Origin of the sequence: Cupriavidus oxalaticus, from assembly GCF_004768545.1 — a bacterium.
Classification (GTDB): domain Bacteria; phylum Pseudomonadota; class Gammaproteobacteria; order Burkholderiales; family Burkholderiaceae; genus Cupriavidus; species Cupriavidus oxalaticus_A.
The window spans coordinates 943,761-966,053 of the sequence record NZ_CP038635.1 but is presented as its reverse complement, the minus strand read 5'-3'; the positions used below and the strand labels follow the sequence as shown (position 1 = coordinate 966,053).

The following is a 22,293-nucleotide window of genomic DNA, read 5'->3' as shown; positions in this document are numbered from 1 at the left end:
CCTGTCCGGTACCCAATTCCGGCACCACGGCGCCCGCCCTTCGCGGCGGGCGCGCTTTTACCGCTTAGCGCGTCCTTCCGGATTGACGCCCGTCAAGATCCCCACCGGCAAAGCCTTCTAACCTTGCGGTTTCGCCATGGCCGGCATGCGCCGGCCTCATTGGCAGCATTGGCTGCGTTGGCCAACGCCATCCGACCGCAAAACCAGAAGGTTCCGCATGACCGCAATCCCATCCACGCCCTCAGCGCATCCCGAGCATGCCCCGCATGCCCGGCAGTCCGCCAAGCCCGGCCGGCTGCCGCTGCCGGAGCCGATCGCCCCGGACGCGCCATTCCCGTCGCGCAAGGTCATCCGCGGCTGGCTGATCCCGCTGGGCGAGCGCAGCACGCCGCGCGCGCTGGCGCTGTTCGCCTTCGACTACCTGCTGTTCGCCGCCGTGCTGGCCGGCGTGGTGCTAGCCTCGCACTGGGCCGCCAAGCTGGGGCTGGGCGTGCTGGCCGGGCTGGTGATCGCGCGCCTGTTCATCATCGGCCACGATGCCTGCCACCAGAGCCTGACGCCGCGCCGCGGCCTGAACAAATGGCTGGGCCGGCTGACTTTCCTGCCGTCGCTGACGCCGTACAGCCTGTGGGAAGTCGGCCATAACGTGGTCCACCACGGCTATACCAACCTGAAAGGCTTCGACTTCGTCTGGGCGCCCTACTCGCTGGAAGAATTCAACGCGCTGCCGCGCTGGCGGCGCGCGCTGGAGCGCATCTACCGCACCGGCTTCGGCCCGGGCCTGTACTACCTGGTAGAGATCTGGTGGAGCAAGCTGTTCTTCCCCAGCAAGCGCCAGATGGCCACCCGCCGCCCGGTCTTCGTGCGCGATTGCCTGCTGGTGGCGGCCTTCGGCGTGGCCTGGATCGGCGCGCTGGTGGCACTGGCCTTTGCCACGGGCCAGTCGGCCTGGATGCTGGTCGGCGCCGGTTTCGTGCTGCCTTTCCTGGTGTGGAACGTGACCGTGGGCTTCGTGCTGTACGTGCACCACACCCATGCCAGCGTGGCCTGGTACGACACCAAGGCCATGTGGGCCAAAGCGCAGCCGTTTGTCTCGACCACCGTGCACCTGCGCTTCCGCCATGGCATCGGCTCCGCGCTGCATCACATCATGGAGCACACCGCGCACCACGTCGACATGAGCGTGCCGCTATATCGCCTCAAGCGCGCGCAGGCGCTGCTGGAGCACGCGCTGCCGGGCCGCATCATCATCGAGAACTTCTCCTGGCGCTGGTATTTCGACACGGCGCGCCGCTGCAAGCTGTATGACTTCAAGGCGCTGTGCTGGACCGATTTCCGCGGCCGCCAGACCAGCGAGCACGCGCCGGTGCCGGCCTGATCGCCATACCGACCGCGGCGGCGGTGGACGATCCACCGCCGCCGCGGTTATAATTGCCGCTTCCATTGGGGAGTAGCCGCCCTGCTCTCACCGCGCCGCGCAATGCGGATTCCGGGGGACAGGGGCGTACGTCAACAGACTTGACCGCTTGCGGTTATGGCGTGCGCAGCTCCGGACCCCGCCTGGCCAGACTGGCCCAGGCAGCGTCCACGCCTGGCGAGACCGATGACCATACCTTTCTGGCCGGGCCGGGAAAGGTGTGCGTCATTGGCATCTCGCGATGCATTGCGGCCTGGTTATCCCACATAACAACATGGAAGCCTTCCTCGTCTCCACAGGCATCGTCGCCCTTGCTGAAATGGGCGACAAGACGCAACTGCTGTCGCTGGTCCTGGCCGCGCGCTATCGCAAGCCCCTCCCCATCATCCTTGGCATCCTGATTGCCACGCTCGTCAACCACGGCTTTGCCGGCGCGCTTGGCGGATGGATCACGCATGTGGTCGGAGAAAACCTGCTGCGCTGGATCCTGGGCCTGGGCTTTATCGCGATGGGCGCATGGATGCTGATTCCCGACAAGCTCGACGATGCCGAGCAGGCCAAGCCGGTGAAGGGCGCGCTTGGCATCCTGGCTACCACCATCGTTGCGTTCTTCTTCGCCGAGATGGGTGACAAGACGCAGATCGCCACCGTTGCCCTGGCGGCGCGCTTCAGCGATGCGGTGGTGGCCGTGGTCGCCGGCACGACCTTCGGCATGATGATCGCCAATGCGCCTGCTGTTCTGCTGGGGGACAAGTTTGCCAACAAGATGCCGATTGGGCTGGTGCATAAGATTGCGGCCGCGATCTTCGTGGTGCTGGGCGTGCTGGCGCTGATGAATATTGGAGGTTGATTTCGGGGGTGGGTCGCTGTTGGTGACAGCAACGCATCAACAGCCGATAGCATGTCGCCAACTGCACCAGCAGTGCACACCCCCAACCCTATGATCACATCGCGGCGAAAGCAAAAAAAACGGGACACAAAGGCCCCGTTCAAACCCTCGCCGGTCCGGTACTAACGACTGCCGACAACTCAGCCCTCCAGACCGTCGATCACCGATGCTCGGATTTCGCGGGCCGGCTCGGCAAGAGCCAGCCCCAATGCTTTTCAACTCAAACCACGATCAATTCGTAGTCTTCGCCCCGCCTTCGAACCACTGCCCCAGCAGCGCACGTTCGTCGTCGGTAATCTGCGTCACGTTGCCCAGCGGCATCGCCTTCTGCTGCACGGCCTGCTGGTAGATCAGCTGGGCGTGGGCCTTGATGTCTTCCGGCGTCTCCAGCTTGATCCCCTTGGCCGCCGTCGGCATCATCTTCGGCTGCTCGGCGTGGCATTGCACGCAGCGTGCGTTCATCACTTCCTGCACCTTGGCAAAGCTGACGGTCGCTGCGGCTGCCTCGCCACCCTTGGCCACGGCGGGGCGCGGCTGCGGCGCGATCATCACGGCCACAACGCCCAGCGCGGCAACGCCGGCAGCAGGCCACAGCACGTTGATCTTGCCCTTGTGCTTCAAGATGAAGAACTGGCGGATCAGCACGCCCGACAGCATGATCAGGATCAGCACCACCCAGTTGTACTTGTGGGCGTAGGTCATGCTGTAGTGGTTTGACAGCATCGCGAACAGCACCGGCAGCGTGAAGTAGGTGTTGTGCACGCTGCGCTGCTTGCCACGCTTGCCGTGGATCGGGTCCACCGGCTGGCCGGCCTTCAGTGCTGCCACCACCTTGCGCTGGCCCGGGATGATCCATGCCAGCACGTTCGCGCTCATGATCGTCGCGATCATCGCGCCGGTCAGCAGGAACGCCGCGCGGCCCGAGAAGACGTGGCATGCGACGTAAGCGGCCGCCGCGATGTAGATCGCTACCAGGATGCCGACCAGTCGGTCATTCTTGTTGAACAGGCGGCAGATGCTGTCATAGACGATCCAGCCGATCAGCAGGTACGACACCGCGAAGCCGACCGCCGCGCCAGGCGACATGTCGAACACATTCTTGTCGATCAGGAACGTGCTGGCGTTGAACAGGTACAGCACCACCAGCAGCGCGAAGCCGCTCATCCAGGTCGAGTACGACTCCCAGTAGAACCAGTGCAGGTTCTCCGGCAGCTGCTTGGGCGCGGTCAGGTACTTCTGCGGGTTGTAGAAGCCGCCGCCGTGCACGGCCCACAGTTCGCCGTCGACGCCTTTTTCCTTCAGGTCGGGCGCGGTGGGCTTGGTCAGGCTGTTGTCCAGCCACACGAAATAGAACGAAGAGCCGATCCATGCAATGGCGGTGATGACGTGCACCCACCGCAGCAGCATATTGGCCCAGTCGAGGATATAGCCTTCCATGTCTTGTCTCCTGTTTCCCTATGCCACCGCGTCAGCTGCCGCGGTAGGTCGAGTACGACCAGGGCGAAACCAGGAGCGGCACGTGGTAGTGCGCGTTGACGTCGGCAATGCCGAAGCGCAGGGGCACCACGTCCAGGAAAGCCGGCTCGGGCAGCTTCGTGCCCTGCGCGCGGAAATAGTCGCCCGCGGCGAATTCCAGTTCGTACACGCCGGCGGCAAGGTCGGCGCCTTCCAGCAGCGGCTGGTCGCAGCGGCCGTCGTGGTTGGTGACCACGGTCTTCAGGGTTTCGCGGCGATTGTCGACAATTTTATGGAGAGTAATCGACATCCCTTGTCCGGGCGTGCCGGCAGCGGTGTCAAGAACATGGGTGGTCAAGCGTCCCATCGTATTTGTCCTTTTGCGATTGGGTTGTGAGGGGCGCCGCTGCCTTCACTAGCACCATTTGTGGGATGGTGCCCGCTCGGTACGTCTGGTAACGCATCCCGGCGCTGGGTTGGTGCGTGGCGACAATGCGCCTGCCCGACCCGGTTGACAACTCCGGGATTACCCTGAGTTGTCGAAAACCTGAGTTGGTTTTGTTGACAATATTGCCGTCCCAACCAAATAATTGTCAACAATTTTCGGATCACCGGACCCTGATACAGGGCATTACGGGGGTCCGGACCGACCTGATTGCATGACCGCTGGTGCCAAGATGTCCAAGAGCCTGAAGCTGATTGCCGGTGTCACCGGCGTTTCCGATGCCGACCCAGCCGGGTCCCTGCCCACCAGGCCGGACAAGCCCGCGCGCAAGGGCTCGGTCGAAGAGCGCATGTACCACGAGATCTACGACGCGATCATGGAGCACCGGCTGCCGCCGCGCACCAAGCTCACCGAGCATTCGCTTTGCGAGATCTATGCCACCGCGCGCCACACCGTGCGCAAGGTGCTGTCGCACCTGGCCGCCGACGGCATGGTCGACCTCGAGCCCAACCGCGGCGCCTTTATCGCCAGCCCCTCCACCGACGAAGCGCACGACATGTTCGAGCTGCGCCAGATGCTGGAGCGCGCGGTGCTGGAAAAGCTCGCCGGCATGCCCGACGTGAAGGCCGTGATCGCGCCGCTGCGCAAGATGGTCGCCAGCGAGCGCCAGGCCTTCCTGACGCACGACCGCCCCAAATGGATCCGCCTGTCCGCCGAATTCCACACGGCGCTGGCGGAGCTGTCGGGCAACGCCCTGCTGGTCAATATGATGCGCCGGCTGGTGTCGCGCACCACGCTGATGATCGCCAGCGTGGAAGCCCCGGGCAACAACGCCTGCTCGTTCGACGAACACGAGGAAATCCTCGATGCACTGGAACAGGGCGATGCCGCGCTGGCCCAGTCGCGCATGGCGCACCACCTCGGCGCCTGCGCCGACCGCGTGCAGCCGGACGAGCCGGGCAGCTTCGATCTTCGCAGCGTGCTAGGCCGCTCCACCTAGCACGGTGTTCCCGCCACGCCCCCGCAAGAAGCAGGCCGAACGCCCGCCGTCCGCACCGCGCCCAGGCAGTGCAAACGAGAGCGCAGCAGCGGCAGGCCGACAACAACGATAGCAAGGCCGGCAACACGCATTGCCGGCACAGAACTGGCACGGGCGTGGCGTTCCCATCAAACCAAAGGAGAGGAGACGCACCAATGAATTCCGCAAGCACCACGGTCCCGACGGACCTCACCAACGAGCGTTTGCCTTCAGGGCGCCTGCTCGCGCTTGGTTTGCAGCACGTTCTGGTGATGTACGCCGGCACGGTTGCCGTACCGCTGATCGTCGGCGGCGCGCTCAAGCTGCCCAAGGACCAGCTGGCCTTCCTGATCAACGCGGACCTCTTCGCCGCGGGCCTGGCCACGCTGATCCAGGCCATCGGCTTCTGGAAATTCGGCATCCGCCTGCCGGTGATGATGGGCGTGACCTTTGCCTCGGTGGCGCCGATGATCGCCATCGGCACCGATCCCAACGTCGGCCTGCTCGGCATCTACGGCGCGGTGATCGCCTCCGGGATCTTCGGCATCCTGATTTCGCCGATGATGGGGCGCATGCTCGGATTATTCCCGCCGGTGGTGACCGGCACGGTGATCACGCTGATCGGCGTGTCGCTGATGCGCGTCGGCATCAACTGGGCGGCCGGCGGCCAGCCCACCACGCGCGCGGTGATCGACGGCGTGGCCAAGGAAGTGCCCAACCTCGCCTATGGCGACCTGACCAACCTCGGCATCGCCGGGCTGACGCTGGTGACCATCCTGCTGCTGACCAAGTACGGCCGCGGCCTGGTCGCCAACTGCGCGGTGCTGCTGGGCATCATCATCGGCACGCTGGTGGCGATGGGCATGGGCAAGGTGTCGTTCGAAGGCCTGGATGAAGCCAGCTTTGTCGCCGTCATCACGCCGCTGCACTTCGGCATCCCGACCTTCGAGGTGACCGCGATCCTGTCGATGTGCATCGTCATGCTGATCACGCTGGTGGAATCGACCGGCATGTTCCTGGCGCTGTCGGACATCACCGGCAAGAAGCTGAGCAACGACGACCTGACCCGCGGCCTGCGCGCCGATGGCCTGGGCACCGTGATCGGCGGCATCTTCAACACCTTCCCGTACACCTCGTTCTCGCAGAACGTGGGCCTGGTCACCGTGACCGGCGTGCGCTCGCGCTACGTGGCGGCTGCCGGCGGCATCATCCTGATCGCCTTCGGCCTGTTTCCCAAGATGGCCCACGTGGTGGCCTCGGTGCCGCAGTTCGTGCTGGGCGGCGCCGGCATCGTGATGTTCGGCATGGTCGCCGCCACCGGCATCCGCATCCTGGGCTCGTGCGATTTCAACCGCAACCGCCACAACCTGTTCATCGTCGCCATCTCGATCGGCTTCGGCATGATCCCGACGCTGGCACCGACGTTCTTCCAGTACCTGCCCAAGTGGACCGGCCCCTTCACCCATAGCGGCATCGTGCTCGGCACGATCGTGGCCGTGGCGCTGAACCTGTTCTACAACGGCATCCAGTCGCGCGAGGAAGCGATGCGCAACGCCGCCGCCAATTCGCACGGCACCGAGTAGCTGTTATCTCGAAGTACGCCGCCGGGCCAGTGACTGGCACGCTCATTGCACAATCGACGGCGCTTGCGGGCGCCGCGGCCCGGACGGTTCCCCCTGAAGCAAGCAACGACCATGACAACAGAGAACTATCCACGCGATCTCATCGGTTACGGCGCCCGGCCGCCGCACGCCCGCTGGCCGGGCGGCGCGCGCATCGCCGTGCAGTTCGTGCTCAACTACGAAGAAGGCGGCGAGAACTGCGTGCTGCACGGCGACGCCGCCTCCGAGCAGTTCCTCTCCGAGATCGTCGGCGCCGCGGCCTACCCCGACCGCCACATGAGCATGGAGGGCATCTATGAATACGGCTCGCGCGCGGGCGTCTGGCGCATCCTGCGCGAGTTCGAGAAGCGGGGCCTGCCGCTGACCATCTTCGGCGTGTCGATGGCGCTGCAGCGCCATGCCGAACTGACGCGCGCCTTCGTCGAGCTGGGCCACGAGATCGCCTGCCACGGCTGGCGCTGGATCCACTACCAGAACATCGACGAGGCCATCGAGCGCGAGCACATGCGCATCGGCATGCAGATCATCAAGGAGCTGACCGGCGAGCTGCCGCTGGGCTGGTACACCGGCCGCGACAGCCCCAACACGCGCCGGCTTGTAGTCGAGCACGGCGGCTTGCTGTACGACTCCGACTACTACGGCGACGACCTGCCCTTCTGGACCGAGGTGGAAGTCACCGGCGGCGAGAGGAAGCCGCACCTGGTGGTGCCGTACACGCTGGACTCGAACGACATGCGCTTTGCCACGCCGCAGGGCTTCAACACCGGCGAGCAGTTCTTCCAGTACCTGAAGGATTCGTTCGACGTCCTCTACGAGGAAGGCGATCCCGCAGGACAGGACAGCCCCAAGATGCTGTCGATCGGCATGCACTGCCGGCTGCTCGGCCGCCCCGGCCGCTTCCGCGCGCTGCAGCGCTTCCTCGACTATGTGCAGGGCCATGACAAGGTGTGGATCTGCCGCCGTGTCGACATCGCCCGCCACTGGGCCGAGACCCACCCCTACACGCCCGCCAAGTAACCCGGATCCAGCATGAGCCACACCTACACCCTCGCCCAACTCAACACCATGCCTGTCGCGGAATTCGTGCAGGTGCTGGGCGGCATCTATGAACATTCGCCGTGGTTCGCCGAGGCCGCCGCCGCGCAACGCCCCTTTGCCGATGCCGCCGCGCTGGCGCAGGCGCTGCGCAGCGCCGTGGATGAAGCCGGCGAGGCCGCGCAGCTGAAGCTGGTGCGCGCCCACCCCGAGCTTGCCGGCAAGGCCGCGGTGCGCGGCGAGCTGACTGCCGAGTCCACGCGCGAGCAAAGCGGCGCCGGCCTGAACCTGTGCACGCCGGAAGAGTTCGATCGCCTGCAGGCGCTCAACGCCGCATACAACCAGAAGTTCGGCTTTCCGTTCATCCTCGCCGTGCGTGGCTACGACCGCCACGGGATCATCGCGGAGTTCGCGCGCCGCGTAGAAAACTCGCCGAAGGACGAGTTGCAAACTTGCATCAACCAGATCCATCGCATTGCGCAGTTCCGTCTTGACGACTTAGTATCCGCCTGAGAAAAAAAGCGTCACCTGTATAACAAAAAACGCTGTACCCGATGCCGCCGGTCCCCAAGCAACACCACACCACACCGAGCCAAAGCCAGGCGGCACGAATAAAAGCACAAAGACATTAAAAGAACCCGACAGGGACCCAGTACACAACGTTCCAAGCAGGATCCAGAAACCACGGAGGTCTAAACATGCAGAAGCAGTACAAGCCGGCAATGAAGCTGGCAGCGGTAGCGGCTACCCTTCTTTCCGGCACGGCCATGGCCCAGTCCAGCGTGACGCTGTACGGCCAGGCCGACATGTTCGTCGGTGCGGTCAAGAGCCCGGGTGTGGGCGAGCGCGCATGGGTCGCCAATTCGGGCGGGATGCAGACGTCTTACTGGGGTATCAAGGGTACCGAGGACCTGGGTGGCGGCACCAAGGCCATCTTCGACCTGAACGGCTTCTTCCGTACCGACAGCGGCAACAGCGGGCGCTTCAACGGCGACTCGATGTTCAGCCGCAACGCCTTTGTCGGCCTGCAGAACGACAAGGCCGGCACCATCAAGCTGGGCCGCAACACCACGCCGTACTTCGTGTCGACCATCCTGTTCAACCCGCTGATCGACTCGTACGTGTTCTCGCCGACGATCTTCCACACCTACTTCGGCGCGACCAGCGGCGCGGTGGTGGATCCGGGCGTCATCGGCGACTCGGGCTGGAACAACTCAGTGCTGTACTCAACGCCGAATTTCGGCGGCCTGACCGCCAACTTCATCTATGCCTTCGGCGAGCAAGCCGGCGCCGCCGGCAAGAACAAGTGGGGCGGCAACCTGATGTACTTCAGCGGCCCGTTCGCGGCCACCGTTGCCTACCAGCAGGTGCGCTTCGACAACGTGCCGACCGACCTGTCCAATGCCGGCCTGTCGCGCCAGGACGCCGCCCAGATCGGCCTGTCCTACGACTTCAACGTGGTCAAGCTGTTCGCGCAGGGCCAGTACATCAAGACCCGCGCCACCACCGCGCCGTCGGGCGACACCAAGCACATCGACGGCCAGTTTGGTGCCTCCGTACCCATCGGCGCCGGCAGCCTGCTGGCCTCCTACGCATACGGCAAGGTCGACAACTCGCTGGGCGACTTCAAGCGCAACACCTTCGCGGTCGCCTACGACTACAACCTGTCCAAGCGTACCGACGTGTACGCCGCCTATTACTACGACAAGATCACCGGCATCGAGCACGGCGATACCTTCGGCGTGGGCGTGCGCCACAAGTTCTGATGGCGTAATCGCCGCACCGGCAGTCCTGATGCCCGCCCTTCCGGCGGGCTTTTTATTGCACCTGCACCAATCACTTCCGGCAGGAAAGCCTCACGGAATGCTGCGCTGCGCCATTAGATGCCAAGCCTGTACTCGGATCGGAAACCTTCGCTCCATAGGGGGATTCAATTGGAAGCGCCCTCTTGCGCTACCTAGATTGGTGTTCCAGGCCTCAAAACTCGATCCTAGAGAGGTGACTCATGCGGCGAAATGCGAAGACGCGATCCGAACTGATGGCCATCCTGAACCAGTGCCTCGACAACAACCCCGAGTGCGGCGAATGCGAGCTGCACGCGGTGCGAATGCACCAGCCTGACCATACCGGATGCAACTGGAGCGCCGAGGTCGATTTTCGACAGGAATACGTCGAAAACCTCGACAGCCAGCTGGCCGCGGCCAAGTCCATCATCGTGGTCATGCGCGAGCATTACAACGTGCTGCAGTAGCCACCGCACCGAATGCCTTGCCGCACGTGTCGTGCGGCAAGGCAGCATAAACAGAAAGCCGGGTCAGATGGCCCGGCTTTTTCATCCTGGCGCAACGCCAGCAGCTACCTTCTCAGCGCATCAGCGGATAGCATTGCACTCCGCCACCGCCACCGCCGTCATGTTGACGATGCGGCGCGTGGTCGCCTGCGGGTTCAGGATGTGCACCGGCTTGGCCGCGCCCAGCAGGATCGGGCCCACGGTCACGCCCTGCCCGCCCGTGATCTTGAGCAGGTTGAACGCGATATTGGCGGCGTCCAGCGTCGGCATCACCAGCAGGTTGGCGCTGCCGGCCAGCTGGGTCGACGGCAGGAAGTGGCGGCGCACGTCTTCGTCCAGGGCGGCATCGCCTTGCATCTCGCCTTCCACTTCCAGGTGCGGTGCCGCCTTGGCCAGGATCGCGGCAGCCTCGCGCATCTTGCGCGCCGACGGGCGGGTCGAAGAACCGAACATCGAGTGCGACATCAGCGCGGCCTTGGGATGCAGCCCGAAGCGCCTGATCTCCTCGGCGGCCAGCTGCGCGATCGCGGCCAGTTCCTCGGCGGTGGGATCGTCATTGACGAAGGTGTCGGTGATGAACAGCGTATGCTTTTCAAGCATCAGCGCGTTCATCGCGGCGAACACCCTGGCACCCGGCGCCAGGCCGATCACGTCGCGCACATGCTCCAGGTGCGCCTCGAAGCGGCCGACGGTGCCGCACAGCAGCGCGTCGGCGTCGCCCATGTGCATCAGCATGGTGCCGATCAGCGTGTTGGAGCGGCGCAGCGCCACCTTGGCCATGTCCGGCGTGACGCCGTCGCGGCCGCGCAGCGCGTGGTAGGCCTCGTGGTAGGCGCGGTAGCGCGGGTCTTCTTCCGGGTTGACCAGATCGAAGTCCACGCCCGGCTTCAGGCGCAGGCCGGCCTTCTCGATGCGCATCTGGATCACGTGCGGACGGCCGATCAGGGTCGGGCGTGCCAGCCCTTCGTCGACCACGCCCTGCACCGCGCGCAGCACGCGCTCCTCCTCGCCTTCGGCATAGGCGACGCGCTTGGGCGCGGCCTTGGCGGCCGAGAACACCGGCTTCATGATCAGGCCGGTGTGGTAGACGTAGGTCGACAGCTGCTGGCGATAGGCTTCCAGATCCTGGATCGGACGCGTGGCCACGCCGGACTCTTCAGCGGCCTTGGCCACCGCCGGCGCGATCTTCTCGATCAGGCGCTGGTCGAACGGCGTCGGGATGATGTAGTCGGGGCCGAACTTCAGCTCGCGGCCACCGTAGGCGGCGGCCACGGCCTCGTTCAGCTCGGCTTCGGCCAGATCGGCGATCGCCTTCACGCAGGCCAGCTTCATCGCTTCCGTGATCTTGGTCGCGCCGCAATCGAGCGCGCCGCGGAAGATATACGGGAAGCACAGCACGTTGTTGACCTGGTTCGGATAGTCCGAACGGCCGGTCGCGATGATGCAGTCCGGGCGCGCGGCCTTGGCCACTTCCGGGCGGATTTCCGGCTCGGGGTTGGCCAGCGCCAGGATGATGGGCTTGTCGGCCATGGTCTTGACCATGTCGCCGGTCAGCACGCCGGCGGTCGAGCAGCCCAGGAAGACGTCCGCGCCCTTGACGATGTCAGCCAGCGTGCGCGCCGAGGTGTCCTGCGCGTAGCGGGCCTTGTTGGCTTCCATGTTGGCGTCGCGGCCAACGTAAATCACGCCCTTGGAGTCCACCACGGAGATGTTCTCGCGCTTCACGCCAAGGCTGACCATGGTGTCAAGGCAGGCGATCGCCGCGGCGCCGGCGCCCGACACCGCCATCTTCACGGTGCCGACGTCCTTGCCCACCACCTTCAGGCCATTGAGCAGCGCCGCCGTCGAAATGATGGCCGTGCCGTGCTGGTCATCATGGAAGACGGGGATGTTCATGCGCTCGCGCAGCTTCTGCTCGATATAGAAGCATTCCGGCGCCTTGATGTCTTCCAGGTTCACGCCGCCAAGCGTGGGTTCCAGCGCGGCGACGATCTCGACGATCTTGTCCGGGTCGCGTGCATCCAGCTCGATGTCGAACACGTCGATGCCGGCGAACTTCTTGAACAGGCAGCCCTTGCCCTCCATCACCGGCTTGCCGGCCAGCGGGCCGATGTCGCCCAGGCCCAGCACGGCGGTGCCGTTGGTCACCACGGCCACCAGGTTGGCGCGCGAGGTGTATTCGGCGGCGGTAGCGGGATCCTTGGCGATTTCCTCGCAGGCGTACGCGACGCCCGGCGAGTAGGCCAGCGACAGGTCGCGCTGGTTGGACAGCGCCTTGGTCGCCGTTACCTGGATCTTTCCCTTGGTGGGACTGCGGTGGTATTCCAGTGCAGCGAGGCGCAGTTGCGCTTCAGGACTGTTCGGGGCATGTTGCGGTGCATCACCGCTGTTCTGGCTGCTCATTGGCTCGTCCGGAAAATGGCCCGGCCGGAAGCGCCCTTCTCCCGCCATGATTCGTATCGGCCGCAATCGGGAGAAGGACCGGAAGCGAAAAAACATCTGGCAGCGAAACTGACGATCCCGACCACGAAGGCTCGGAAAAATCGAGCAGTCATTCTAGCCCACGGCTTCGTGCAAAGTGCCACCAAAGCCAGTCCGGAAGCCGTTTTTTGGTCGGAATGTTCCAGTTAAACAGCTTTTACCAATGGGTATGCAATAAACGTGCAGAAGCATGCCTCTGCACGCAATTGCACGCAGCTCGGTTTTTGCGCTATTTCTGCGGCTTTTCGACTTCCAGCGTGACCCGCCGCGGCCGCCCGCTGTCCCCCGGAAAGTCCGCGAAGGCGCTGCGGATCAGGTATGGCATCGTCGCCGGCAGGCTGCCGTTCTCGGTCTGGTTCTGCGCCGTGACCTGGTAGACCCGCTTGCCGCTGGCAGCGTCCCTGAAATAGACGCGCAGGTTAGAGAACAGCACCGGCACGTCGCGCACCACCGTCTGCGGCGGCCAGTAGCCCGGTCCCCACGGGCCCCACGGCCCCCATGGACCCCACGGGCGGTAATAGCCGGGCCCCCAGTACGGCCCCCAATAGGGCCCCCACGGGCCATACCAGGGATCGGGATAGACCGTCTCGGCCACGCGCACGATGCCGGGCGCGGCGTCGTAATCCATGCTGATGCGGTAGCGCGCCTGCTTCTCCGGCACCTGTTCGTAGCCGGCGTCGTACAGCGCCTCGGCCAGCCATTGCTCGTAGGTCTGGCGGTCCAGCTGGCCCGCCTGCTCCGGCGTGCGCTCGAAGCTGTAGGTGCGCGGCGCATCGTTCTGCCAGCCGGGCTGCCGGAAAGCGGTGACATCGGTCACCACGGTACTGGCGCAGCCCGACAGCAGCAGCACCAGTAGCGCCAGCGCCCAGAGGCCCGGGATTCCCATGGACCAGGCATTTTTTCTTTTTTCATCGCCGACACCGCCTGAGCGCCGCCACATAGCTACCTCGCTTTCCACTCTCAAAATCGTCCTGCGTGTCGCTGAGACCACGCGGCGCCGGCGGAATTCCCGCTTGCCCGGGCGCGGCTGCTGACAATGAACCCCCACCCCCTTGGCTACAATGAGGACTTCGGCGCCATGCTTCGCCCGCACGCGCATGGCACCCTCCCCAACGGTCTTCCGAAGACAGGATCCCTCCATGCTGCGCACCGACACGCCCGTTACCGTCTATCGCAAGGACTATACCGCGCCCCCGTTCGCCATCGACCATGCCGACCTGGTGCTCGATCTCGATCCCCAGCGCACCGTCGTCACCAGCACGCTGCGTTTCGCGCGCCAGCCCGGCGGGGCCGCCGACGCGCCGCTGGTGCTGTGCGGCGACGAACTCGAACTGGTCGGCGTCAGCCTGGACGGCAAGCCGGTGGCCAACGCCACCCAGGACGCCGGCACGCTGACCATTCCGGGGCTGCCGGCGCAAGGCTCGCTCGAGATCACGACCGCGTGCCAGCCCGCGGCCAATACCACGCTGTCGGGCCTGTACGTGTCCAACGGCAACTTCTTCACCCAGTGCGAGGCCGAGGGCTTCCGCCGCATCACCTACTTCCTCGACCGCCCGGACGTGATGGCGACCTTCCGCGTCACGCTGCGCGCCCGTCGCGACGCCTACCCGGTGCTGCTGTCCAACGGCAACCTGGTCAGCAAGCAGGACCTGCCCGACGGCCGCCACGAAGCCGTGTGGGAAGACCCGTTCCGCAAGCCGTCGTACCTGTTCGCGCTGGTGGCCGGCAAGCTGGAATGCATCGAGGAGCGGATCCAGTCCGCCTCCGGCAAGGACAAGCTGCTGCAGGTCTGGGTCGAGGCGCGCGACCTGGACAAGACCCGCCACGCGATGGACTCGCTGGTGCATTCGATCCGCTGGGATGAACAGCGCTTCGGGCTGGAACTCGATCTCGACCGCTTCATGATCGTCGCCGTCGGCGACTTCAACATGGGCGCGATGGAGAACAAGGGCCTGAACATCTTCAACACCAAGTACGTGCTGGCCAATGCGGAAACCGCCACCGACACGGACTTCGCCAATATCGAGGCGGTGGTCGGCCACGAATACTTCCACAACTGGACCGGCAACCGCGTGACCTGCCGCGACTGGTTCCAGCTGTCGCTGAAGGAAGGCCTGACCGTGTTCCGCGACCAGGAATTCTCCGCCGACATGATGGGCTCGGAATCGGGCCGCGCGGTCAAGCGCATCGAGGACGTGCGCGTGCTGCGCCAGGTGCAGTTCCCCGAGGACGCCGGTCCGATGGCACACCCGGTTCGCCCCGACAGCTACGAAGAGATCAACAACTTCTACACCGTCACGGTGTACGAGAAAGGCGCCGAGGTTGTGCGCATGTACCAGACCTTGCTGGGCCGCGACGGCTTCCGCAAGGGCATGGACCTGTACTTCCAGCGCCACGACGGCCAGGCCGTCACCTGCGACGACTTCCGTGCGGCGATGGCCGATGCCAATGGCCGTGACCTGGCGCAGTTCGGCCTGTGGTACAGCCAGGCCGGCACGCCGGTGGTGACTGCGCGCACCGCGTGGAACGCCGACGACGGCAGCCTGGCGCTGACGCTGACGCAGCGCTGCCCCAAGGTCGGCATCGAGACCCGCGCCGGCACGCCCGAGAAGCAGCCCTTCCACATCCCGTTCGCGCTCGGCCTGCTCGGCGCCGACGGCAAGGACCTGCCGCTGCAGCTCGAGGGCGAAGGCGCGCCCGGCGCGACCACGCGCGTGCTCGACTTCACGCAGGCCGAGCAGACCTTCCGCTTCATCAACCTCCCGCGCGGGACCGAAGCGCCGCTGCCCTCGCTGCTGCGCAATTTCTCCGCACCGGTGATCGTCGATGCCGAGTACACCGACGCGCAGCTGACCTTCCTGCTGGCGCACGACAGCGACGCCTTCAACCGCTGGGAAGCCGGCCAGCGCCTGGCCACGCGCGCGCTGCTGCAGCTGGTCGCCGACGTGCAGGCCGGCCGCGAGCTCAGGCTCGACCCGGCGCTGGTGCAGGCCATGCGCGCGGTGCTGACCGACGACACGCTCAACCCCGCCTTCCGCGAGCAGGCGCTGGTGCTGCCCGCCGAGGCCTACCTGGCCGAGCGCATGGGCGTGGCCGATCCGGCCGCCATCCACCGCGCCCGCCAGTTCATGCGCGAAGGCCTGGCCCGCGCGCTCAAGGCCGACTGGCTGGCCGCCTACGAGGCCAACGCCACGCCCGGCCCCTACTCGCCGGATGCTGCCTCCGCCGCCAGGCGCGCGCTGCGCAACCTGGCGCTCGGCTATTTGGCCGACAGCGGCGACGCCGACATGCACGCGCTGGCCGACCAGCAGTACCAGGCCGCCGACAACATGACCGACCGCTTCGCCGCGCTGTCGGCGCTGGTCAACAGCTTCGCGCCCGGGCGCGAGCATGCCCTCACCGATTTCTACGAGCGCTTCGAGGACGACCCGCTGGTGATCGACAAATGGTTCTCGCTGCAGGGCATGCAGCGCGGCAGCGTGGGGAAACAGCCGGGCGGTCCGCACGCCGGCAAGCGCACCATCGACACCGTGCTCAGGCTGATGGAGCATCCGGCGTTCAACCTGCGCAACCCCAACCGCGCGCGCTCGCTGATTTTCAGCTTCTGCTCCGGCAACCCGGCGCAGTTCCATGCCGAGGACGGCTCGGGCTACCGCTTCTGGGCCGACCAGGTACTGGCGCTCGACGCCATCAACCCGCAGGTGGCCGCACGGCTGGCGCGGGTGATGGACCGCTGGCAGAAATACGAGCTGACGCTGCGCGACCGCATGCGCGCCGAACTGGAGCGCGTCGCCGCCAGCACCACGCTGTCGCGCGACGTCCGGGAGATCGTCGGCAAGGCGCTGGCCGCCTGAACCACGGAGTATGTCAGGGAGGCCCCGCAACGCCCCCTTTGCCCGGCCAGGGCCGGCCGGGCATGTAGAATTGCGGCCATCCAAGGAGAACCAACCATGACTCGCATCAGCCTCACCCGCTACCTGGTCGAGGAGCAGCGCAAGCACAACACGATCCAGCCCGAACTGCGGCTGCTGATCGAAGTGGTCGCGCGCGCCTGCAAGGCCATTTCCAACGCCGTCAACAAGGGCGCGCTCGCCGGCGTGCTCGGCTCGGCCGGCACCGGCAACGTGCAGGGCGAAACCCAGCAGAAGCTGGACGTGATCGCCAATGAAGTGCTGCTCGACGCCAACGAGTGGGGCGGCCACCTCGCCGCGATGGCGTCGGAGGAAATGGAATCGTTCTACGAGATTCCCAACCGCTATCCGAAGGGCGAATACCTGCTGCTGTTCGATCCGCTCGACGGCTCGTCCAACATCGACGTCAACGTGTCGATCGGCACCATCTTCTCGGTGCTGCACATGCCCAAGCCCGGCCAGACCGTGACCGAGGCCGACTTCCTGCAGCCGGGCACCCACCAGGTCGCCGCCGGCTACGCCGTGTACGGTCCGCAGACCACGCTGGTGCTGACCGTCGGTAACGGCGTGCACGTGTTCACGCTGGACCGCGAGGCCGGCAGCTTCGTGCTGACGCAGTCCAACCTGATGATTCCGGAAGACACCAAGGAATTCGCCATCAACATGTCGAACATGCGCCACTGGGCCCCGCCAGTGCGCAAGTACATCGACGAATGCCTGGCCGGCGACGAAGGCCCGCGCGGCAAGAACTTCAACATGCGCTGGATCGCCTCGATGGTCGCCGACGTGCACCGCATCCTGACCCGCGGTGGCGTGTTCATGTATCCGTGGGACAAGCGCGAGCCGGAAAAGGCCGGCAAGCTGCGCCTGATGTATGAAGCCAACCCGATGGCGATGCTGGTCGAGCAGGCTGGCGGTGCCGCCACCAACGGCCAGATCCGCCTCATGGACGTGCAGCCGGAAAAGCTGCACCAGCGCGTGTCGGTGATCCTGGGCTCGAAGAACGAAGTGGAACGCGTCACCCGCTACCATCACGAAGCCGAAGGCAAGGCCTGAGCCTCGCCACCCGGCAACAAGACGGGGCGCCAGCTGGCGCCCCGTTTTTCATCCGCCTCCCGCAAGCGGAGCAGGCGCCGCCTGGACGGTAGACGGCGGATGACACAGGCGACACAAAGGGCTTCCCAAGCCGTAAAAACACTGCTAGTATTGCGGGCTGTTCCAGTTCACCGGAACTTGTTGCCGAAGTAGCTCAGTCGGTAGAGCAGCTCATTCGTAATGAGAAGGTCGGGGGTTCGATTCCTCTCTTCGGCACCAAAGCCAATGCTGGTGCGGGTTTCCAGTCGTTAAGCGCAGCGAACGAATGTTCTGCTCTTAGCGAGGTCTTCAAATGGCTACCCAAGCACAAGGGCTGACCACACGGTCAGCCTACACCGCCAGTCCGGTGCGCCTGTCCAGCGCCCCCAACCGGATGCGGCTCTCAGTCCGTGAAATCACGGACGCCTACATGGCCAACTACGCCGGCCATGACCGTTCCCGCCCGCAAGTCCTCGCCCGCTGGTGCCAATACCTTGGCGACTGGCTGCTGTCCGATTTGAACGCCGATGCCATTGGCCACGCGCTGGATGACATGGCGCAGACGCCAATCCGACGCTATGTTGGCAAGGATGACGCCGGTGAACCCATCTACAAGGATTTGAATCTACCGACACCCGCCACGGTGGCCCGCTGGCGGGCGCTGTTCTCCGCCGTGCTGACCTGGGCGATTCGCCGCCGACTCACGCCCAAGGGTTGGATTAATCCGTGCCGCGAAATCGAACTGGAGTCCGTGCGCAACGCCCGCCTTCGGTTTCTCACCGAAGGCGAATGCAAACGCCTGCTGCGGGTGTCGCGCCTGTCGTCATGGCCAAAGCTGTATCTGTTGATTCTGATGGGTATAACCACGGGCGCGCGTCGCGGCGAACTGATGCGCCTGCGCTACCGGGACATCAGCCTGGCGGCCGGCACCGCGCATCTGCCCGACACGAAGAACGGCGACCCTCGCGTGCTACCACTCACTGCGCCCGTGCTGGACGAACTGCGCCGCTTCGGCCGGCCCGCCTCCCCGGACCATCTGCTGTTCGGCCGCCCCGCCTACCCTGACCGGCCTTTCCACTTCCAGAAGCCATGGCTGAAAGCCCTTCAGGACGCCCGCATTGAGGACTTCCGCTTCCATGATTTGCGCCACACATGCGCAAGCTATCTGGCGCAGAACGGCGGCGGACTGCACGATATCGCCAACGTGTTGGGCCACCGGCAATTGGACGTGACCCGACGCTACGCACACTTGACCATTGACAGCAAGGCGGCGTTGGTTGGCCGCGTCATGGGGGACATCGCATGAGCAAGGACGACCGGAAGAAGGCCCGCCAAGAGGCCCTGCGCCGCGAAGGTTGGGAACTGAAGAACCACCTTCAGGATGTCGAGTACGACGCTGTGAGTGACATCTTGGACGAAATGGAAGCCTGTGGGATTGATGATGACACCGTGCAGGATATGCGCTTTTTTCTGCACGACATTCTCAAAGGGGTAGTGACCGAAGTCGTCGAAGCCATGACGGGGCCGCAACGGCCCATCCAGCGCACCCCGTCGAAGGGTGAGCGCGAACACAGAATGACCCCCGCAAAGGTAACCGACTGGCGCAAGCGGATTGTCGCCGCCTACCATCGCATGAAGACCGCCAGCCCATCCCGCAGGGTCAGCATGGAGGCCGCCATCCGCGCTGCAATTGCACAGGCTGAGGATGACGGCGTGCAACCGTTCTCGGCAAAAGTACTCCGGGAACAAGTCATGGCCATAGAGCCTTGGCCGCCCTCCTGACGGCAATCCGCGTGCCGCAAAAACTAAGGAACGAGTTATCTCGTTCCTTTTTTTTCGCCTGCTCATCACCAAACTATGCAACAGCATAGCGCGACTGGACACCGCGCCAGCATTGGCAAGCAACTATCAAGCGACGGACAAGGGGGAGCGACATGGAAACACCAAACGAAACCGGGGAGCTTGTCATTCTTCCCATCTACGGTGGCGAGGAAAGCTGGCGCGTCCAGCACGCAGACGCCCTGTTTCCGTCGAACGAATCTCTGCGCTGGCAGCTAAGGGAACCTGCGCAAAGCGAACTGATGGCACAGGGCTTAATCTGGATTCGCGGCCGGCGCCTGATGACTTCCGAGCCGCGCAAACTGCTTGCCGCCATCATTGGCCAAATGCAGCGCGAGACTAGAGAACGCGCAGCAAAGGCGACGGTGCGAGCGCAATCCACAACATCGCAGTAAGACGAAGGTGGGACCAATGTCCGCCGCCGTTGTCTGAAAGGTGCTTGCGATGTTCGCCAACATCGTAAACGCGCCGAAGCTGCGCCGCTGCGTGGAGAGTGGTCGCGCGACAGACGACTACTACGCCTGCTGCCCTGCTTGTGACGCGACCCTCGGTGACGACCGGCGCCGTCTGCTGATACGCCGGTACTCAAACGACAGCGCAAGCCTTCATTGCCTGCGCCGCTGCCCGGAGTGGGTCATCCTGGCCCGCTTGGATTTGACGGCGCAGGACTTGCGGGGCAAGGACGGCAAAATGCCGGACTTGGAGCCGGGATGGTTCCGGCACGCGCGGCGCTACGCCGGCAGCTTGCCCCGGCCGTTGGGGGAACAGTGATGGCGCACAAGCCGAGACCACAACCGGCGCCGGAACAGTTCTATGGCCTCTTTGATGCCACCCCACGCCTGCTGGAACGGCACCCCATCTGCCAGCGACTTTCGCATCCTGCATATCGACTACTACACCTCGCGGTGGACCTGCATGATGGCCACTCCAATGGTCACCTGTGCCTGTCCTTCACCACGCTGAACACCCGCTATGGCTGGAACAGTCGGGACACCTTGGGGCGCGCTCTGGCGGAACTGGTGGACGCCGGCCTGCTGGTGCGCACGCGGCAGGGTGGCCGAAGCAACGGCCCAAGCCTGTTCGCCTTGCCGTGGCTGGACATCGACAGTTTCAAGGGCTTGGACCTGACGCCGGAACAGTACGCAAGCGGCGCACGGACCGGCTTCCGTTGTGCAAAGGAAATACGGCAGTCCGCCGCTCGCAGCGGACTGTCCGCCCGGGACATTGCCGACCGCGGCATTTCGGAATGGCTTGCCGCGCTGTCCGCTGGCCCGGGAGGCGGGCTAGACCACGGCGGAACCGCTGGCCCAGGGGACGGGTTCAGAGGCCGAAAAACCGCGATTGCTGGCCCGGGAGACGGGGCGGGCCTAGCCCGGAAAACGGGTCAGCGTAAGCCCGGGAGACGGGTTCAGAACCTTACAACTGGCCCGGGAGACGGGCTTAAACGGGGGCAAAAATTAGAAGTGCTGGCCCGTCTCCCGGGCACTGTTGCATATGTTGCCAGTGGGGAGGGTATTTCGCGCGACGATGGTGAAGAGGGAATGAACCTTCGGTCCCGGGACGATGACACGCCGGACCCTGCCGGCATGTTGGGCTGACGACCATGACTACCAACCCGAACCCGGAGCATGTGGACACGCTGTTGCGGCAAGGCGAGGCATGGATTGCCGGCGCCGCCGACCTTGATGGCTGGACTCCCCAACGCCGCGGCGACGCGCTGGCCGCCCTACAAGCCTGCCCGCTGCCGGAACTGCACGCCCACGTTGAAACCCTGCGCCTTGCCTTTGCCGACATCCGCGAGCGGCATGGCGTGAAGCCACAGCACGTCCGCATGGCCCGCCCGCCACCTGACGGCAAGCCGCCGCCATACGAACACCGAGTGCGCGGCCTTGCCCGTTTCCTGTCCCACAAGCCAGGAGAAAATCCAATGTCCACCTTGCCAGCTCAATCCGCATTGTCTCTGTCTCCCGCATCCAACGACTTGGAGCCGGACCTTTTTCCGCCGCAGGACGAACACGTCACCACCGAACTACGAGAACGGGAACAACGCATAGAACATGCCCTGCGCGGAGCCTATGTCGAAGTTGGCTTGGAACTGCGGACCATCCGCAACGGCCGCCTGTATCGCGCGAATTTCGGCACGTTTGAGGACTACTGCGCGACGCGGTGGGAGTGGACACGCGAACGGTGCCGGCAACTTATCGAATCGGCAACGCTGGCGGAGACTTTGGCAAATAAATTTGCCATTGCGATGCCATCCCGCGAACGCCATGTGGCGGCGCTTCTGTGCCTGCCATCGGACAATGACAAGGCCAAGGTGTGGCGCACCGTGCTGGACGCGCACCCGGACGGCCGCATTACCGCCAAGGATGTGGTAGCCGCCGTGCAAGCGCACTTGGGCATTGCATGCGAACCCAACACGCCGGCCGCGCCACCGCCGGAGCCGGCACCGCCCGTGCCGACCGCGAAGCCTGCGTCGCCGTCAGTCCCACCCGTACCCGTGTCCGGTAAAGGTCGGAGCCGTTCACCACTTGCGATGCGCACCGACCGCGCCCACGTCACGGACGTTGAGCCAGCCGCAACAGCGAAGGCCGCGCGCAAAAGCTCCACGCCGGCAACATCGGTGTGGTCCACCAATGCCACGCCCGCACAACGCGCAAGCGCAGCGGACGCAATTGTGGGCGCCATCAACCTGCTGGCGAGTGCGAAGTTGAACCCCGCCGAGCTACGGGATTGCCTTCACAAACATCGTGACGCTCTGCATCGTGCCGGGGCATTCCTTGCCGGCATTGTGGAATCCATCGAGAACAGGTGACG

20 protein-coding genes, 1 tRNA gene and 1 riboswitch are annotated in these 22,293 nt (G+C 64.9%); of the genes, 17 read left to right on the top strand and 4 right to left on the bottom strand.

Translation table 11 applies throughout. The features are described from left to right. Positions 1–217: 217 nt before the first annotated feature. Positions 218–1,378, top strand: coding sequence for a fatty acid desaturase (locus tag E0W60_RS15280; protein WP_240745940.1), 1,161 nt, complete (start codon positions 218–220; stop codon positions 1,376–1,378). A gap of 55 nt (positions 1,379–1,433) precedes the next feature. After that, positions 1,434–1,558: riboswitch (yybP-ykoY riboswitch) on the top strand. 133 nt (positions 1,559–1,691) lie between these two features. Beyond that, a complete protein-coding gene (locus E0W60_RS15275; RefSeq protein WP_133094130.1) occupies positions 1,692–2,267 on the top strand; it encodes a TMEM165/GDT1 family protein in 576 nt (191 codons plus the stop codon). A 270-nt stretch (positions 2,268–2,537) separates the two neighbouring features. Here the strand turns inward: E0W60_RS15275 and E0W60_RS15270 are convergent, their stop codons facing one another. After that, positions 2,538–3,743, bottom strand: coding sequence for a urate hydroxylase PuuD (locus E0W60_RS15270; RefSeq protein WP_135704863.1), 1,206 nt, complete (start codon positions 3,741–3,743; stop codon positions 2,538–2,540). A 31-nt stretch (positions 3,744–3,774) separates the two neighbouring features. Then, positions 3,775–4,128, bottom strand: coding sequence for a hydroxyisourate hydrolase (gene uraH / locus E0W60_RS15265; protein WP_029044808.1), 354 nt, complete (start codon positions 4,126–4,128; stop codon positions 3,775–3,777). Between the two features lie 310 nt (positions 4,129–4,438). Between uraH and E0W60_RS15260 the strand changes: the two genes are divergently transcribed. The 6 genes from E0W60_RS15260 to E0W60_RS15235 all read left to right on the top strand — a co-directional run bounded on the left by E0W60_RS15260 (position 4,439) and on the right by E0W60_RS15235 (position 10,132). Continuing rightward, positions 4,439–5,206, top strand: a complete 768-nt coding sequence (locus tag E0W60_RS15260) for a GntR family transcriptional regulator (protein WP_133094127.1) — start codon at positions 4,439–4,441, stop codon at positions 5,204–5,206. A 194-nt stretch (positions 5,207–5,400) separates the two neighbouring features. Then, positions 5,401–6,807, top strand: a complete 1,407-nt coding sequence (locus E0W60_RS15255) for a nucleobase:cation symporter-2 family protein (protein WP_133094126.1) — start codon at positions 5,401–5,403, stop codon at positions 6,805–6,807. Positions 6,808–6,918: 111 nt separating this feature from the next. Next, on the top strand, positions 6,919–7,863 hold the full coding sequence (gene puuE, locus E0W60_RS15250) for an allantoinase PuuE (RefSeq protein ID WP_135704862.1): 945 nt from the start codon (positions 6,919–6,921) through the stop codon (positions 7,861–7,863). A gap of 12 nt (positions 7,864–7,875) precedes the next feature. Continuing rightward, positions 7,876–8,394 (top strand): 2-oxo-4-hydroxy-4-carboxy-5-ureidoimidazoline decarboxylase, encoded by a 519-nt coding sequence (uraD, locus tag E0W60_RS15245; protein ID WP_135704861.1) that lies wholly within the window; start codon positions 7,876–7,878, stop codon positions 8,392–8,394. Positions 8,395–8,579: 185 nt separating this feature from the next. Beyond that, positions 8,580–9,647, top strand: a complete 1,068-nt coding sequence (locus E0W60_RS15240) for a porin (protein WP_133094123.1) — start codon at positions 8,580–8,582, stop codon at positions 9,645–9,647. Between the two features lie 239 nt (positions 9,648–9,886). After that, complete coding sequence (locus E0W60_RS15235) at positions 9,887–10,132, top strand: hypothetical protein (protein WP_135704860.1); 246 nt, start codon at positions 9,887–9,889, stop codon at positions 10,130–10,132. A 120-nt stretch (positions 10,133–10,252) separates the two neighbouring features. Here the strand turns inward: E0W60_RS15235 and E0W60_RS15230 are convergent, their stop codons facing one another. Both E0W60_RS15230 and E0W60_RS15225 read right to left on the bottom strand, forming a co-directional pair. Continuing rightward, a complete protein-coding gene (locus tag E0W60_RS15230; RefSeq protein WP_133094121.1) occupies positions 10,253–12,574 on the bottom strand; it encodes an NADP-dependent malic enzyme in 2,322 nt (773 codons plus the stop codon). A 307-nt stretch (positions 12,575–12,881) separates the two neighbouring features. Next, entirely contained in the window at positions 12,882–13,538 is a 657-nt protein-coding gene (locus E0W60_RS15225) for a DUF4136 domain-containing protein (protein ID WP_240745938.1), read from the bottom strand. 253 nt (positions 13,539–13,791) lie between these two features. Between E0W60_RS15225 and pepN the strand changes: the two genes are divergently transcribed. From pepN to E0W60_RS15180, 9 genes are all read left to right on the top strand, one after another. Beyond that, the gene (gene pepN, locus E0W60_RS15220; RefSeq protein ID WP_135704859.1) at positions 13,792–16,506 is read left to right on the top strand and encodes an aminopeptidase N; all 2,715 of its coding nucleotides are present in this window, start codon (positions 13,792–13,794) and stop codon (positions 16,504–16,506) included. A 96-nt stretch (positions 16,507–16,602) separates the two neighbouring features. Then, positions 16,603–17,619, top strand: a complete 1,017-nt coding sequence (locus E0W60_RS15215) for a class 1 fructose-bisphosphatase (RefSeq protein WP_133094119.1) — start codon at positions 16,603–16,605, stop codon at positions 17,617–17,619. 182 nt (positions 17,620–17,801) lie between these two features. Continuing rightward, positions 17,802–17,877, top strand: a tRNA-Thr gene (locus E0W60_RS15210). A 73-nt stretch (positions 17,878–17,950) separates the two neighbouring features. Next, on the top strand, positions 17,951–18,943 hold the full coding sequence (locus tag E0W60_RS15205) for a site-specific integrase (RefSeq protein WP_135704858.1): 993 nt from the start codon (positions 17,951–17,953) through the stop codon (positions 18,941–18,943). Beyond that, positions 18,940–19,419 (top strand): hypothetical protein, encoded by a 480-nt coding sequence (locus E0W60_RS15200; protein WP_135704857.1) that lies wholly within the window; start codon positions 18,940–18,942, stop codon positions 19,417–19,419. Before E0W60_RS15205 ends, E0W60_RS15200 begins: the two co-directional genes overlap by 4 nt. A gap of 152 nt (positions 19,420–19,571) precedes the next feature. Continuing rightward, positions 19,572–19,871, top strand: coding sequence for a hypothetical protein (locus E0W60_RS15195; RefSeq protein ID WP_135704856.1), 300 nt, complete (start codon positions 19,572–19,574; stop codon positions 19,869–19,871). A gap of 49 nt (positions 19,872–19,920) precedes the next feature. Beyond that, complete coding sequence (locus tag E0W60_RS15190) at positions 19,921–20,247, top strand: hypothetical protein (RefSeq protein WP_135704855.1); 327 nt, start codon at positions 19,921–19,923, stop codon at positions 20,245–20,247. Continuing rightward, a complete protein-coding gene (locus tag E0W60_RS15185; RefSeq protein WP_135704854.1) occupies positions 20,247–21,074 on the top strand; it encodes a helix-turn-helix domain-containing protein in 828 nt (275 codons plus the stop codon). Before E0W60_RS15190 ends, E0W60_RS15185 begins: the two co-directional genes overlap by 1 nt. 5 nt (positions 21,075–21,079) lie before the next feature. After that, on the top strand, positions 21,080–22,291 hold the full coding sequence (locus tag E0W60_RS15180) for a hypothetical protein (protein ID WP_135704853.1): 1,212 nt from the start codon (positions 21,080–21,082) through the stop codon (positions 22,289–22,291). The last annotated feature ends 2 nt before the right edge of the window (positions 22,292–22,293 follow it).